General features: G+C 44.2%; 13 protein-coding genes. 4 read left to right on the top strand and 9 right to left on the bottom strand.

Annotated elements, in window-relative coordinates; translation table 11 throughout:
* The first annotated feature begins 140 nt into the window (after nucleotides 1-140).
* Nucleotides 141-1,010 carry an alpha/beta hydrolase gene (locus ACE1CM_RS35155; RefSeq protein ID WP_374883537.1) on the top strand — a complete coding sequence of 290 codons (870 nt, stop codon included), beginning with the start codon at nucleotides 141-143 and terminating at the stop codon, nucleotides 1,008-1,010.
* A 94-nt stretch (nucleotides 1,011-1,104) separates the two neighbouring features.
* Here the strand turns inward: ACE1CM_RS35155 and ACE1CM_RS35150 are convergent, their stop codons facing one another.
* From ACE1CM_RS35150 to ACE1CM_RS35125, 6 genes are all read right to left on the bottom strand, one after another.
* A complete protein-coding gene (locus tag ACE1CM_RS35150) occupies nucleotides 1,105-2,499 on the bottom strand; it encodes a hypothetical protein (protein ID WP_374883536.1) in 1,395 nt (464 codons plus the stop codon).
* A gap of 154 nt (nucleotides 2,500-2,653) precedes the next feature.
* Nucleotides 2,654-3,373, bottom strand: coding sequence for an FHA domain-containing protein (locus ACE1CM_RS35145; RefSeq protein WP_374883535.1), 720 nt, complete (start codon nucleotides 3,371-3,373; stop codon nucleotides 2,654-2,656).
* 291 nt (nucleotides 3,374-3,664) lie between these two features.
* Nucleotides 3,665-4,942 (bottom strand): VWA domain-containing protein, encoded by a 1,278-nt coding sequence (locus tag ACE1CM_RS35140; RefSeq protein ID WP_374883533.1) that lies wholly within the window; start codon nucleotides 4,940-4,942, stop codon nucleotides 3,665-3,667.
* 43 nt (nucleotides 4,943-4,985) lie between these two features.
* A complete protein-coding gene (locus tag ACE1CM_RS35135; RefSeq protein WP_374883532.1) occupies nucleotides 4,986-5,996 on the bottom strand; it encodes a PP2C family serine/threonine-protein phosphatase in 1,011 nt (336 codons plus the stop codon).
* Nucleotides 5,997-6,071: 75 nt separating this feature from the next.
* On the bottom strand, nucleotides 6,072-6,614 hold the full coding sequence (locus ACE1CM_RS35130; RefSeq protein ID WP_374883531.1) for a GNAT family N-acetyltransferase: 543 nt from the start codon (nucleotides 6,612-6,614) through the stop codon (nucleotides 6,072-6,074).
* Between the two features lie 109 nt (nucleotides 6,615-6,723).
* Entirely contained in the window at nucleotides 6,724-8,901 is a 2,178-nt protein-coding gene (locus ACE1CM_RS35125) for a tetratricopeptide repeat protein (RefSeq protein ID WP_374883530.1), read from the bottom strand.
* A gap of 314 nt (nucleotides 8,902-9,215) precedes the next feature.
* On the opposite strand from ACE1CM_RS35125, the gene ACE1CM_RS35120 reads away from it, so the two are divergent.
* Complete coding sequence (locus tag ACE1CM_RS35120; protein ID WP_374883529.1) at nucleotides 9,216-9,539, top strand: type II toxin-antitoxin system RelE/ParE family toxin; 324 nt, start codon at nucleotides 9,216-9,218, stop codon at nucleotides 9,537-9,539.
* A complete protein-coding gene (locus ACE1CM_RS35115; RefSeq protein WP_374883528.1) occupies nucleotides 9,536-9,817 on the top strand; it encodes a type II toxin-antitoxin system Phd/YefM family antitoxin in 282 nt (93 codons plus the stop codon). The genes ACE1CM_RS35120 and ACE1CM_RS35115 overlap by 4 nt, the downstream gene beginning before the upstream one ends.
* A 104-nt stretch (nucleotides 9,818-9,921) precedes the next feature.
* Here the strand turns inward: ACE1CM_RS35115 and ACE1CM_RS35110 are convergent, their stop codons facing one another.
* Entirely contained in the window at nucleotides 9,922-11,172 is a 1,251-nt protein-coding gene (locus ACE1CM_RS35110) for a DUF6745 domain-containing protein (RefSeq protein WP_374883527.1), read from the bottom strand.
* Between the two features lie 308 nt (nucleotides 11,173-11,480).
* Nucleotides 11,481-12,974: an RNA-guided endonuclease InsQ/TnpB family protein gene (locus ACE1CM_RS35105; protein ID WP_374883545.1), complete on the bottom strand. Its 1,494-nt coding sequence runs from the start codon at nucleotides 12,972-12,974 to the stop codon at nucleotides 11,481-11,483.
* 120 nt (nucleotides 12,975-13,094) lie between these two features.
* On the opposite strand from ACE1CM_RS35105, the gene ACE1CM_RS35100 reads away from it, so the two are divergent.
* Complete coding sequence (locus tag ACE1CM_RS35100) at nucleotides 13,095-13,253, top strand: hypothetical protein (protein ID WP_374883526.1); 159 nt, start codon at nucleotides 13,095-13,097, stop codon at nucleotides 13,251-13,253.
* A 429-nt stretch (nucleotides 13,254-13,682) separates the two neighbouring features.
* Here ACE1CM_RS35100 and ACE1CM_RS35095 read toward each other — a convergent pair.
* Nucleotides 13,683-14,922: Ig-like domain-containing protein (locus ACE1CM_RS35095; RefSeq protein ID WP_374883525.1), on the bottom strand; the 1,240-nt coding region annotated here is incomplete at its 5' end.

The raw sequence follows: 14,922 nt of genomic DNA, 5'->3' as shown, positions 1-14,922 counted from the left end.
GAAGAGATCGATCAAGAAACCTGGTTTCTTTTCTTGGTTGTAGCAGCGATTTCGCTGCTGTTGCAACCTGCTATTGATTTTCACGAGTTCGGGTTATAATCGTGAATAACCTTATGGGACAGAGTTCGAGAAAACAACTTATGTGTAGCGCTTTGAAAGGAGTATTTTCTAACTATTCTACCATTTCAAACAGTATCGTAGAAAAGACTAGGGAAAGAGAAGAAGCACTGAGATTAGCAGATGGTACCTCTTACTCGCGTTTTTTTATCCATCCTACTCCCACAGATAAAGTTATTTTATTTTTCCACGGATTCACCGCCGTTCCCCAGCAATTTGTTCCGATTGGAGAAGCTTTTTTTCAGGCGGGATACAATGTGTTAATTCCGCGTTTACCCGGTCATGGAGTTGCAGGCAATTGGGAGCAAAAAAATCCGCCGCCCCTACCAGAAAATCGGGTAACTTATCAGGAATTCGGGCTTGAGTGGCTGGATAAAGCGCGGTTTTTTGGAGAAAAAGTCGTGGTGGGCGGGTTATCAGGTGGCAGCACTTTAGCCGCTTGGTTAGCACTAGAACGCCCTGAAAAAATTGACCGGGGTTTGATATTTGCTCCCTATTTAAGCAATACTAACAAGTTAGTAGATTTGGTAGTGCGATTGTTCAATATTTACTTTAAGTGGAAAACGCCGCCAGGAGCGGTTAATTATGGTTATGAAGGCTTTTACATGCCAGCGTTGCGCTTGTTTTTAGACATGGGAGATGAAGTACTCCAACGCGCCAAAACTAGCCCTGCTGCACCAATGTTAATTGTATCGAGCGAATGCGATCGCGCCGTAGGCAGACGCGAACCTCAAAAGTTATTCAAAGCTGTAGTAAAATTTCAACCAAAATGTCAGTATATCGGCTTTGAAAAGGCGTTAAATATCCCTCACAACATGATGACCAAAGAGGAGGGAAATCAGCGTCAAGATTTAGTTATTTCTCTGGCATTAGACTATGTTGGTAATTGGTAATTGCTAATTGCTAATTGCTAATTGCTAATTGCTAATAGGTAATTGGTAGTAGTTTTTATTACCTATTACCCATGACCAATTACCAATTACCCATTTACATTTCGTATTCTTTAATGCGGGGAAGCAGTCCAAATAAAGTTAGTAACGCGATTGAAGCCGTTGCGACTGGGGCAATAATCTCGAAGTTTTGTACATCTTTGAAACCTTTAGCGATCGCAACATCAAATTGTTCCTGATTAACATCGAGGAATTTTTGATGGGCAGCTTTAAACTGCTCAAATGCCCAGTTTGACTGTCCTGGTTTATACCCGGTACAAAGCGTTATAGCTTCGGCACGCTTGCCACTTTCTTGCAGTTGGCGGATCTGTTTATCTAGTTTAAAATAAGTGTCGAAAGTATTGATGAGCGTAGCTACCGCCACTTTTTTTTCTCCTTCAAAGGTGATATTATTCAACGCATCAGCCATCAACCCAGTCACACCCCAAACTTTCTCACCCTTCAAGACTGTGGTAGCAAGGGTTTCAAATGTCTGATTGTTGGGCAATTTGGCAATTTGATCGACCTTGTCGAAGAAAGCTTGTTCGTGAATTGCTGCACGAGTTGTATCGAGCAAATAACGACTTTCGGCGGCGTTAGCACTATAGGCAATCGAGCGACTTTGTCGTAGCACGTATAAGGACTTGAAAGAATCCTGTTTTGCGACTTTTAGGTGGTGGGATGAAGCCAACAATGCCTGTATTGTATAACCAAGGAAAATGAAAGCGATCGCACTCGCCGCCAGCAACATTGGGTTCAGAATGCGCCGCATCCGGTATTTGAGAAATAGCTGAATTCCCACCAGCGTACCTATTAAAAGCAAACCGGAGATGATGACAAAAAAGAGCGATCTTCCAACAGCAAACTGATCCCTATCGTAGGATTTATCTAACTGTTCCAAATTTACCTTAGCTAGTTCATCCGCTGCTGGCAAAAGCGTTTTATCCATAATTTCAGCAGCTTCGCGATAAGCAGTTATCACCCCATTTGTATCGCCGCTGGCATTGAAGTCCCGCGCCTGCTGAATCTTCTCCATGTATCTGCCTACCCCATCAACAATCGTTTGGATAGGAATTTTTTCCGCATCGCCGTAGGTAATATTTGAGGCAACATCAACCAGCAGTCCGGATAGTTTTTGGCGTCGTTCGTTGTAACCTTTAATTGCTTCTGGGTTTTGTCCTGGTTTGACCAGCAATTCGTTAGCAGCGTTGGCATCCATATCCGCCAAACTATCCTTAATTCGGATAGCATTAAGGATACTCGGTGCCGCGTCTTTCCCCACTGTTTGGATAGCATGTCGCTGCCCTTGAACGCCGGAAATTGTCGCAATTAAAAGCAGCAAACTTGTCCCCCAACTGAGATATAACCCACCTTTAAGCAGTTGCGGCGTATTGAATTTGGCAATTATATTTGTGGGTTGCTGTGCCTGTTTTGAAATTGCAGTTGTTTTCATAATTGGTAATTGGTAATTGGTAATTGGTAATTGGTGATTGGTGATTGGTGATTGGTAATTGGTGATTGGTGAAAAGGGCAGGTTTTATTAAATAGTAGGTATTAAATATATTTTTACTATTACTTATTGCCTATTACCCATTACCTATTACCCATTATCCATTAGCCACTTTCACCTTTATTTTCGTCCAATGTCCTAGCGTGAATTCATCGCCATCTTTTATTGGTGTATCTACCATGGTTTGCAATTCCACACCGTTTAGTTTCGTCCCGTTTGATGAACCGATATCGCGCAATATAAAATTTCCGTCAGATTGTCGGATAATTAAAGCGTGGCGGTGGGAAACTGCATCGTCAAAATTTAAGGGAATATCTGGATAAATTCCCCGCATTTCGCTGCGGCGTCCGATCAAATTGCTTTCTCGATCTAGTTTGAAAGTAATAGGCGGTTGATTGGTAGGCGCTGGCGGACTTTCCGGACTGCTTAAAGATGGATCTATGGTAACAATAATTTCACAGGCAACCGCAGTTTGTCTGTTGGTTGGGGCAGAGTCAAAGTTAGAGGTTAGCGGTTGAGAAGCTGGTGTTGGGATATCAATTTTATTGATATTCGCAACGGGAGTAATTGGCACTTCTCCACGCGCCCCAGTCGCGAAATTGTAACCGCAAATTTCGCAAAAATTGCCGCTGTCCGGTTCGTGGGTTGTGCTGCATTCAGGGCAGTTTATGATAGCTTTGGCGGTTTGGGTTACAGTTGCAGCAACTGCATTTTTCACCGCTGAAACTTCAGAGATGCCTTGAATTTTAGCACCGCATTCGGAACAGTAATCTGGTTCGCTTGATAAGTGACCTTTTGGACATTTGTAGGTAAACATATTTGGTTTTGCACTTGATAGTGCCCTTACCTAAATCGGGCTAGTAGCTCAAACCCGTTAAAACGGGTTAGTATTTAACTCGTTCCAAGGCTCCAGCCTTGGAACGCCTACCTAAAGGCTCTGCCTTTAGAAATAACAAGCAGCAGAGCCGCCTGGGAGAGCATTTCCAGGTGGAACCTGGAAACGAGAGAAACGAGAGAACAAGCGGCAGAGCCGCCTGGGAGAGCATTTCCAGGTGGAACCTGGAAACGAGAGAACGAGAGAAAAGAGAGAAAAGAGAGAACGAGAAAATTATGATTTAGGAATGCGAGTGGTTTTAGTAGAACGAGTCTCCAATGCCATCGCATCTTCTTTAGCAACATCTCTTTTGATCTTGACCGTACCCGTCGCCGCATCTTCAATATCGACGACTTTTCTTAACAGTTTGGCAGTAGCTTCGTTACCCGACTGGTGGGCAAGTTTTACTGCTTTTCCTAACTTGGCAGTAGCGACTTCAATATCGCCTCTGTCTCTTGCTTCTAATCCTTCTTGAATTGATTGAGCGAGTTCTGCTTGTCCGGTATAGTGGGCAACTCTCCGGTCAATTTTAGTTGATTTAGCATCATCATCTGTCCAAATTGCCAAGATTCTTGCTTCGGCAACTTTGGTTTCTACTCCGTTTAAAGTGTAAATTAGACTGGCGCGACCTGCTAACATTTCATCGCCCACATTACCCGGTTTAACTTGAATGGAAAAATGATAGTCGCGGGATTCATTTTTTCCCCATGCACCTGTCGGATAGTCGCCAACTTGTGGTTTGACGAGTTTGGCGCGGTAGGTGAGGTCTACAATTTCTGGACTAACTTGTTTGCAGAATTTCACCGTCGCACCTTGCGGCGTCCACAAGCGCAAAGCAACATCGCTCACATCTTTGCTCATTGCTTTGCTTAAAATTCCCCGAAAGTCTGCTTCAATCATCGCCGCGTTGGGAATAATATCGGTAGTTCCTAACAGTTTATTAGATATCTGTTGTAACTGTTTGACTCGCCAATCGGTTCCTACCCCGCGACAATCGCATTGAAAAATGCCTTCGCATTGTTGTAAAACGGTTTTGATTCGCTGTTCGTCGGAGTCGTCATTTTGTCCGTCGGTTAGTAATAGCGCTTGACGGATGGCGTTGGGCATTTTTTGGAATTGTTGCAGCGCTTCGGATAACCAAGTAGAAATCACCGTACCACCGTTAGCAGAAATTTTTTTGATTTCTGCGATCGCTCGATTTTTATTCTCTCCTGTCGCCTTCAACATCGGGAAAACTAGACGGGCGCTACTCGCTCCGGTGACAATAAAAAAGTAAGCATTATCGGGCAGCAAATTCACAATTTTTGCCATTGCACCCTTCGCCGCCTGTATCTTTTCACCCCCCATAGATCCAGAAGTATCGCAGATAATCCCGAATAATCTTTCCCCCGCAGGAGTTGAAATTACCCCTTCGCCACCTGCGACTGTAACAGTCATAATCGCATGAACTTCTTTAGCACCCTGGGGTAAATATTGGTTTTGGAATACTTCGGCTTTAAATTGGCTAGACATAGGATTTTTTTTCAGTTTATTTTGGTGAAAATTGGTAGTTTGCTCATAAAGAAAGTAAGGCGACGGTGATATTATCGTGTCCGCCTTTCCTGCGCGCAAACTCGACTAAACTACGGGAAATCTCAACTGCATCTTTGTCCGATTTTTCCTTGACAAGATGCGCAATTTGTGAAGGGTCGGGGGCGTAATGCCACATGCCATCAGTACACAGTAGCAAATATCCAGAACCTGGAATATCAAAATGCACAATCGATGGATGCCAATTGTCTCCTATATCCACACCTAGCCATCGAGTAATTGCATGAGCTTCTGGATATTTTCTCGCTTCAATTTCGCTCATTTTTCCCGATGAAACGATATTGTAAAGCCAAGAATCATCCTTTGTTAATTGCTGAGAACCTTGGGGAGAAATCCAATAGGCGCGACTGTCACCCAGCCAAGCAATTGTAGCCATTTTATCAACAACAACGGCAGCAACAATGGTGGTTGAAGGCGGGTCTGTATCTCCACCATTTGTATAGGGAATATCGCAAACAGATAGCAATGCTTCGCCAACGGCAATTTTCATCGCTTCTTGCGGTTTTACCGCGCCTTTTTGAATCGCAGCACATAGGGCAAATGATGCTTTTTCCGCAGCGACTTTAGCTGCTAATTCAGGTTTTTGCGAACTAGAAACTCCATCGCAAACAACTAAGACGTAGGCGTTTTTTCCGTCAACTTTGGCACAAGCTAGGTAATCTTCGTTTTGCTGGTGTCTGAGTCCTCTGTCGCTGATTCCTGCTAGGTTAGATTGGATGGTAATTTCTAGGCGATCGCATGTCTGCATTTCTCGCCTAAATCCGCAATTAGAACAGTATCCTTCCGCATCAATTGCTTCTACACCTGCGCCGCATTTCTCACATCTATCCCCTGCATTCGGAATAGTTACAGCTAGGGGTGTGCCGCATTCTTCGCAGAAGCGATCGCCTATCGTTACTTTAGTACCGCAATTTGGACATTGCATAGTGGTAATTGGTAATTGGTAATTGGTAATTGGTAATTGGTAATTGCTCATGGTTGTAAGTTTAATTAGAAACTAAATTAATTAGAATTCTCAACAGTTGATCTACGGGTGGAATTGCGATCGCTGTCAGCCATAATTTTTACGCTCAAGTTCAAAGCGGATAACTCCAGGTTCCCATCCTTCTCCAATATAGACAAAATTACACTTTTCCAGCAATCTTTGCGAAGCTTTAAGTTCTGGTAAAGTTTCGGCGATCGCTCGTTTCACTTCTGCATGTTCAAACGCCCAATTAAGCAGGGCTTTTATGGCTTCTGTCCCGTATCCTTTGTTTTGATATTCTGGTATAATTGAATAGCCAATTTCTACCGTAACATCAGGATTAGGTCGCCCTTTAAAGCCACCGTTACCGATAGCAATCCGTTCGTTTGTCACCGGATCGTTCAGCAAGAAATACCAACCCAACCAGCCACCTTGATCCGAATTTTCTTGGCATTTTTCTAAGAACCATAATAGGCTTTGTTCGTCGTTGAATGGTGGAGGCCAATTGTCTGGAACTCGCCCGTCGAGGAGGTGGGAGAATTGGGAGCGATCGCTCATTTCTGCCTGCACAATTTCTAAGGTGAAAGGAATCAATTCTAATCGTTTGGTTTTGATTCTAAGGTTTGACATGGTAATTGGTAATGGGTAATTGGTAATGGGTAATTGGTCAGACGGGGGCGGGTTTAAATAAACTGTCGATTATTGCCTAAATTGTTGGTAAAACCCGCCCCTACATAGACTAAAATAAGGTTTTGGGACGCACTCTGTTTGCTTCATCTACCAAGCGGATTTTTTCATCTCCGGTTGTGAGATGCGCCATCGCGCGCAAGGCTTTTTCTAGTCCTTTTCTTAGATTCACTTCCTCTAGAGTCTGTCCCAGAATGGCGATAGAAGAATTTGGCGAAAGTGCGGCGGATGTGACCAGGTTTAAGGCGGTTTCCAACACTTGTTTGGTGAGGCGATAGCGATCCATTCCTTCTAAGGTTAGCGCCTCTATTGCTGTCGATGCTTCTTTAAGTTCTTTGGCACCGGGTACGGATCGTTCGGTATTAATTAAAGTGCGGGCAATTTCTATACGCGATCGCGCATACATATTAGATGTTTGCGGCACTCGTTCTAACGCCGCTACCGCACCTTTTCGATCTCCCGTTTTACCCAAGCAACGTGCCAAACCAAACGCAGCAGAAACATAACTCGGATCTGTCCGCGATACCAAGTCATACATCCCAATTGCCAGTTTATAATTCTGCGTCAATTCTGCCGCCAAACCGAGTGCTAATTTGGGAACTAATTCCCCCGGTAAGTCAAAATAAACTTGATCGAATGTTGCCTGCGCTTGATGCGGTTTCTCCTGCGCCATAAAACTGCGTCCCCGATACCATAATACTCGCCAGTCCCAGGCATCTATTGCTTCAACTTGCGCCAATATTTCTTCGACCTCTTTATCAGCGCCAGTATCGATTAAGCTATTCGCTAATCGCAGCAGCGCTTCTTTGGAATTGGGGTATAGCTGAACGACTTGTTTTAAACTCGCAACGCGCTTATTTGGATCGGAAATAGCACTCGCATTCATCACCGCATTGCAACCGGGATCGGATGTATCCAAAATCGGAATTGGCAACTGGCGGTAATCGGGTTTAATCGGTTCAAAGTCGCCGTTGGTAGTAAGTGCCAGCATATCGCCGCTGAAAATATTGCTAGCAGATGGACGGGGAGTATTGGTTTCAATTGCCACAATTTCCCGCAACACCCCCAGCAATTGATCCGCCATTTCATCCGCAGATTGGAAACGGTCATCTGGATTTTCTGCCGTCGCTTTCAGCAAAAATCGATAAAGGGATTCTTGCTTAGCAAATAGCGCATCTTCTTGCGGACTGGGGAGGGTGTAGAGATGTTCTTTACTAAACCCTGGAATGTTGGTTAGTAAAACTGCTAAAGTTCTGCCAATTGTAAACAAATCCGAGACAACAGTTGGTCCTTCTCCTGCTTCCGGTGCGCTGTAACCAACGGTTCCGTAAATATCGCCATGCGGGTCATCAATTCGCCGCACACCTCCCATATCAATTAATTTAACGTCGTGACCTTCTAACATGACGTTATCCGGCTTAAAGTCGCAGTAAACTAAGCCTTGGGAATGCAAATAGGAAAACGCGCCTAAGATGCGGTGAATGTATGCGATCGCTTCCGCAATTGGCAATACTCCTCTTTCTTTTCTGATCTCTTTTAAAGTTTTACCGCCGACATATTCCATGACGATAAAACCTTCGTTATTGTGTTTAACAAAGTTATAAATCCCGACAATATTGGCATGTTTAACCGATGCCAAAAATTGCCTTTCTGCCACTGCAACTGCTGCACTCGCTGCGTCTTCAGTATTCAGCAGTCCTTTTAATACCACATAACGCGATAAAGTTTGGTCAAAACCGAGATAGATCCATCCCAGTCCACCGTATGCGATCGCACCTTTCACTTCATATTGTCCCGCCACCAAATCTCCGGGGTAAAGTGTCGGAATAAACGAATATTTTGTCCCGCATTTAGAACAAAAACCCCTTTCTCGTTTCAACGGGTTATTGCAATTTGCACAAAACCGTTTGTTCTCCGGAACTTTAGGATCTACAAGAATCGCTTTTTCCGGTTCAGTTGAAGGTAATTCCGGAATCGATACGAGTCCCGCACCCAATTGTCTGCGGCTACTTCTGCTAGTACTGCTGCTAGTTCGTCGCGAACCTTTAGAACGGTTTGTCAGTGGCGATGAACCCGTCCCCGTAGTAATGCTGGCGCTTTGTCTTGTGCTATTTAGTACCGCCGCTTGGAATGTTTCTACCGTTTTTAATTCAGCCATTCCGCATACATCGCAATAGCCATCTTCGATAGTGCCAGTGCAGCTTTTTCTCTTACACTTTTCGCCGTTCATTTGACTTTTCCTTAAGAAAATTTCATTTAAATTCCAGCGCTTAAGCGATTAGCTCAATGATAGATAATCTGTTGGCGATCGCTGTTTCTTAACCTTTATCAATTTTTGTAACAGTTGCCGTAACATATAGCCACGCTCTCGCCGTCATCGAGACAGGGTATTGCCTAGTAATACCACAATGCGAGCGCTTGCCATTCCAGAAAAATCCGAGCAAATCTTCTTCTTTAATTTATAATTTATCCTCATGGGGTACAATCCTGAGATCAAAGCACTCAAGCATCACCCTGATAGACTTTCCAGCGATATAATAAAGCATGACACCCCAACAGAAGTTTGAAATCATCTTCACTCGTCCAGTCATCCAGCATTTAGCAGCAATTGACCGCAAGTATCATTCACTAATTCGCAGCACAATTGAGGAGAAGTTAAGCTATGAACCAGAGGTAGAAACTCGCAACCGAAAACCATTGCGACCCCCTTCACAATTAAGTGCTACTTGGGAGTTACGGCTGGGTTCTAATAATGAGTTTCGGGTATTTTACGATACTAACCCTGATGAGTATGAAGTTTACATTTTAGGAATTGGGGTAAAAGTAGGAAATCAGTTATTTATAGCCGGAGAGGAATGTCAACCATGAAAATTATATCGATTGAGGAAATCAAGGCAAATTTTGAGTCTTACCTGAAACAATCTCCAAACGAGCCAATCGTGATTACAGAAAATGGGTATCCGATAGCAGCGATTAATTTAATTGTAGATCCAGAGGAGCTAGAGCGTTTATTATTAGCTCAAAATCCTAAATTTAATCAAATATTAGAAAATTCTAGGCGAAGCCTTAAAGAAGAAGGCGGGCTAAAGTCTGATGAATTTTGGAAATTAGTTGATGAATCATCAACCCAAGAATCAGAACGATGAGCGAACTTTATTACCTTTTGCAAAGACTCACTCTAACTCCTGTTCAATATTATCCCATTTCAACCAACCTGCACGTTATAGGCTAGATTCATTTCTAGCCCTAGTTAAGTTTGTGTTGAAAATTCCTCTGGGTCAATTCCCCAATTCACCCATCTGATTGCTTCCCTCGCAGATTCCACATCCGGCGGGACGCGCAAAGCGTGAATGTATCCCGTACTCGGACAAATCATTTTTAACAGATAAATCGGTTCTACATCGACATTTAAATCAATTTTTAACAAAGTGTATTCTTGCCAATTATCTAATTCAGTTGCTTGCAATTCCTGACAAATTCTGGCGTAACCAATGCCCTGAATTAACACTCGTCGCAGTTCTGCGTTATTTTCAGATAATAGCCACTCTGCTTGCCATTGGTTCGGGTGAATTTTTCCGTATTTTTCTGGTAATCTTACGCCATGATAAGCATACACGCTGAAACCATCAGCAAATTGAATCGCGGGTGCCCCTTCTGCGTGCAAGCGTTGTTGGTTATCGAAAGAGAGAATTCGCGGGCGATCGCATACTAGGCAAGTTTCTTTATACGGAAAAATCATAGAACCACAGTTTTGTGCTAAAAACTGAAGTGTATCCCACACACTTGGATCGTAAGGTAAATTCAGAACGGAAATACAATAATCAAACTTAGTGCTAGCAAGTAGTAATGAATTGATATCAATATAGGTACGACCAAAATGAAACAGTCGCTCTAGCTGCATAAATAATTCATACCACAGGCCGTAACCCAATTGATTTCTTAGTTCTTCCCCTAGTTGACGATACAGCTCTCTCAGCCATAAACTCTCTGATGAAGACTCGGATAATGAGCGAAATTTGTTTTCTATTTCCAGGACTTTAAGCCGTTCTTCTTCTTGCTGAGACCAAGAAAATTTGGAATTTTTTTTAGATAAGCTCTTTTGTTGTCTTAATGCTTGTATTAATAAAGTCTCTGAAGGTACTTTTAGTTTTTCCTCTAACTCCTTTACTAAGCTTTTCTGTAATACTAAACCTTGCTGCTGCCTTTCCAGATGGTGATCTAGTTTGCTCAGAAGTTCTCGTTCTCGTTCATTTTTATTTTTTCTTTTCTTTAGTTCCTGGTAGAGTAAACCTAGAAAAGCTTGATTGTAATAGCGGTGAGGACTCTCAATAAAAATAACTTCAGGCTCCTCTTTACCAACTAATGTGTATAACGATTTTACTGCCTCATAAATTTTTTTACGGTCAATTGGTTCTGTGTATAGGACTAGGCTGCCCCACTTTTCCCAATAAACTGGAATCAGTGCTTCTTGCTCAGGTGTCAGAATTTCAATTTGTGGCATATTCTCTACCTTCTCTGTCAGTTACTTCCAAACGCCTCTCTCTCGCCCCCTCCCGCCCGGAAATAAATTTCCCGATTGTAGAGACGTTACATGTAACGTCTCTACAATTTACATGTAACGTCTCTACAATTTACATGTAACGTCTCTACAATTTACATGTAACGTCTCTACAATTTACATGTAACGTCTCTACAATTTACATGTAACGTCTCTAGAATTTGGTTAAAACTGAGATCTGGCACCAATGTCAATCAGCTATGGCGGTCATTGTCTTTGACGCTCCCCATGCATAAATGCAAGGGGATTCTCTAAGAGTTTCTGCCGTATCTCTTAGATTTCCGACTGTCGGCAGTTGTGTACGCAGTTGTATCAAAGAGAGACAACTGAACACCCAACTGCTCAGAGGCATGGTTCCTACGCTCAGCACGTTGTACTGATAATCTCGTAGGCGTGACTTTCCGAGAGTCCCTCGGTAGAGTCTTTCTTATTTTTTGTGGGAAGACTAGCCCCACTCTCTTCCCGACCGTTCGAGAAGCTTTAGTGTCTGCGTGGTCTGTATAGTTGCAGTTTACACACAGAAATTTTTCGCCATCACGGTTGCTTTTGTCGATGTGATGGCACTTTGGACACTCTTGACTGCTGTGTTTGGGATTGACTTTGACTACTGGTTTTCCCGCTTTTAAGGCAAGCCAAGCAATCTTATTGAACAGGTCGTTCCATCCGCAGTCTAAAATGACTTTGTTTAAGCCTGTTTTGGCTTTGGCTCCATTCTTTTTGTAGCCACCTTTCCCATCATGTTTGGGCTTGGCACGCTTGACCATGTTGCGGACGTTAAGGTCTTCGTGTCCAATCACGTCTGCTGTGTTGACAATCTTTTGCGCTGCTTGCCAGTTGCGTCCATCCCGCTCTTGGGCTATTTCATGCTGCATCTTGGCAACACGTTGATATGCCTTTTTACGGTTCTTAGAGCCTTTAAGCTTCCGGCTTGCAGCACGTTGACGCATTTCTAGGCGTCGTGCAGTTCTCTTATTAGTAGCTGGACGGGTATTCTCGATGAAGCTACCATCCGACAGGGCAACTAGCTTGTTGACTCCGACATCAATGCCGACAACGGATTTAGCGTTTTCTAGCTTTTTGGTTTCTGGTAGGTCGGGAACCTCAAATAGTGCTGATATGTACCAGTTGCCGCCTTCACGCTTGACAGTACATGTTCCAAATCTCTCAATGCCGCTTAAATCACGGCTATTATGAATCTTGACATCACCGATGCCAGGAAGATAGATGGTAGCATAGTTGTCTCTAGCGTCCCTGACGAGTACTCTGCCAGTTTTGAACTCGAAAGAATCAAGCCTCTTTATGTATTGAGGAAAGCCACGCCCATGCTTCCAGAAATTAGAGTACGCTGTATCTAGCTTAGCTAGATTGGTTTGCAATACACACGAATCTATCTCGGCAAAGTTAGCGCGAGTTTGTCTCAACTCGGTTGTGATTTTGGATTGGATGCCACTTGCTGAATCCCATCCAACAATGCCCGTCGTCTTGTTAGCCTTTTTGGCAACGTTCAAGTCTTGAGGAACTACGCCATGCTTGAGAACAGGGCAAGTTAAAGGGCAGCTTGACCCATACTCTGTTTTGGTTTCGATGTCGCAGAACGACCCAAAAGCATAAACAATTTGGGTATCAATGTTTTGGTTGTTGGTGTTGTAGCCTGTTTCTCGTTCCCGCAAGGCAAAGTTACGATGCTTCCTCAAAGTGTCAAGGTGACGTGACATCATTTGGTCTTGCGTCTTGGTTGCCTTGATGCAAGAAGTTCCATCTTACTTGCACTTGCCTGAACCTCCTTGTTATTTGCTAGACTAAATATAGTATATACACAATATCTAAAAATGGCAACTAAAAAGCGATTAAGAAATGTACCAATTTTGCATGATCAAGTAAAGGAAAGGCATCAAATAGTGGTAACGCCTACGGCTTGGGAGAATATGAGGCGAGAAGCCGAAAAGCGGAAAATTAGTATCAGCGAACTAATTGAGGAGTTTGCACGGGGAATAAATTCCCCTACGGGCTTACCCCATCCCTAAAGGGTAGGGGCTTGCGCCCTATGATTTTCGGTCAACGCTAGAATCAGCTTTTCAGGCGGCACTCAATGCCCACCCTACAAAAAACACCTTGTTGAGAATGGTGCCAGATCTCAGTTAGATCGAACTCAGGTAAGGGTGGGGTGGCAGCGATGGTGCTTGCCTGAGTTGAAACCAGGAATGCTAGCTGTTCTCCATCCGTTGTGCGCATCAGGATACTAATGCCTGAAAGCCTCCTGACATACATAAATGTCAGGAGGCTTTCATTCAACAGAATCGAGTTGTTATATCATGTCCGGTAGCAACGGTTGTGTAACTGCTAATAGCTAATCCCTAATCGCTGCTCTGGAGGCAATTGACAATTAGCAATTAGCAATTAGCAATTAGCCATCCCACTACCGATACCTAAGGACATGATATTATCTGTGCAATCTAAGCAATCACCTCAAAATTGGAGGCAGACAGCGTTGGTTTATTGTTTAACTGGGCAATTTGTAAAGCCGTTCCAGAACCAGATCCATCTGCATCAAAGAAGAGAGCGCCTGAGGTGCTGTTGTAGATAAATCGTGTCCCGCTGTTAATAGAACCAGTTGTCGTTGCAAACAACGCGCTAGACAGTTGATTATTGACACCAGTGGTCAACGGCCCGAAATCCGATTGCGATACTAGAAGAGTGTCCGCCTGACCACCATTGAAGTCGGTGATGATATCGGATCCTGTTGTTCTGGTTCCAGCCAGATCGAAGCGATCTTTGCCATTTCCACCCGTTAGGGTATCTTGACCTGACCCACCAACAAGGATGTCTCCGCCATTTCCACCGCTGAGGCTGTCTGCGCCATCGCCACCCAACAGGATGTCATCCTCATTCAAACCATCAAGGGTATCGTTTCCAGCGTAGCCCACAAGAATATCTTTGTTGGTGGTGCCATTGAGGGTGTTGGCTGACCCATTGCCAGCAATAATGTTTGACGCTGCGGACAGTGGACTGGTGTTACCTGCTACGTCTGTAGCTTTGGTAGTGACGCTAAAGGTGCCATCGACAAGACTGCTTGTGTCGAAGCTCCAACTGCCAGCGTTACTAACAGCCGTTCCCAAAGCAGTGGTGCCACTGGAGATGGTAACAGTGCTACCTGCTTCAGCCGTACCTGTTAGCCTGAGCGTGGTATCGCTAACAATTGCATAGCTGTTGATGGTGGGAGCAGTTGGTGCCAACGTATCTAAAGTGAAGTTGAAGGCAGTTGAATTAGCAGAGGTGTTACCTGCTACATCTGTTTGGCGCGCGATCGCACTCTTGGCACCATCGCCAGTCAGGGTGAAGCTGGTACCTGTGCCAGCGGTCCAATTTGAACCATTGTCCGTGCTGTACTCCCATGTGGCACCGCTTTCCAAACCAGCGACATTCACCACCCCGGAGTTGGTGATGCTGTCGCTATTCGAGCTACCTGAGTCAGTTGCCAGTGCTAAGCTCAGGACAGTCGGAGCAACGGTGTCGATCAGAACTGAACTAGTATTCGAGTTGCTGCTATTCCCGGCGGTATCGGTCACTACTGCCCGGAATTGGTAACCACCATCTGCCAAACTGGTTTGGGCGGCGGTGGTGCTAGTCCAAGTGCTGCCATTGTCTGTGGAGACTTCGTAGGCAATGTTGGCACCGGATTCGTTCCCCGCCAGA

This window comes from Microseira sp. BLCC-F43, assembly GCF_041929235.1.
Taxonomy (GTDB): Bacteria; Cyanobacteriota; Cyanobacteriia; order Cyanobacteriales; family Aerosakkonemataceae; genus Microseira.
The sequence above is the reverse complement of the archived record's forward strand: the minus strand, read 5'-3'. Positions and strand labels throughout refer to the sequence as shown.

What these genes read in the sequence shown, in the direction of transcription:
- ACE1CM_RS35155 (WP_374883537.1), top strand. Translation starts at nt 141, where the DNA reads ATGTGTAGCGCTTTGAAAGGAGTATTTTCTAACTATTCTACCATTTCA.
- ACE1CM_RS35150 (WP_374883536.1), bottom strand. Translation starts at nt 2,499, where the DNA reads ATGAAAACAACTGCAATTTCAAAACAGGCACAGCAACCCACAAATATA.
- ACE1CM_RS35145 (WP_374883535.1), bottom strand. Translation starts at nt 3,373, where the DNA reads ATGTTTACCTACAAATGTCCAAAAGGTCACTTATCAAGCGAACCAGAT.
- ACE1CM_RS35140 (WP_374883533.1), bottom strand. Translation starts at nt 4,942, where the DNA reads ATGTCTAGCCAATTTAAAGCCGAAGTATTCCAAAACCAATATTTACCC.
- ACE1CM_RS35135 (WP_374883532.1), bottom strand. Translation starts at nt 5,996, where the DNA reads ATGAGCAATTACCAATTACCAATTACCAATTACCAATTACCAATTACC.
- ACE1CM_RS35130 (WP_374883531.1), bottom strand. Translation starts at nt 6,614, where the DNA reads ATGTCAAACCTTAGAATCAAAACCAAACGATTAGAATTGATTCCTTTC.
- ACE1CM_RS35125 (WP_374883530.1), bottom strand. Translation starts at nt 8,901, where the DNA reads ATGAACGGCGAAAAGTGTAAGAGAAAAAGCTGCACTGGCACTATCGAA.
- ACE1CM_RS35120 (WP_374883529.1), top strand. Translation starts at nt 9,216, where the DNA reads ATGACACCCCAACAGAAGTTTGAAATCATCTTCACTCGTCCAGTCATC.
- ACE1CM_RS35115 (WP_374883528.1), top strand. Translation starts at nt 9,536, where the DNA reads ATGAAAATTATATCGATTGAGGAAATCAAGGCAAATTTTGAGTCTTAC.
- ACE1CM_RS35110 (WP_374883527.1), bottom strand. Translation starts at nt 11,172, where the DNA reads ATGCCACAAATTGAAATTCTGACACCTGAGCAAGAAGCACTGATTCCA.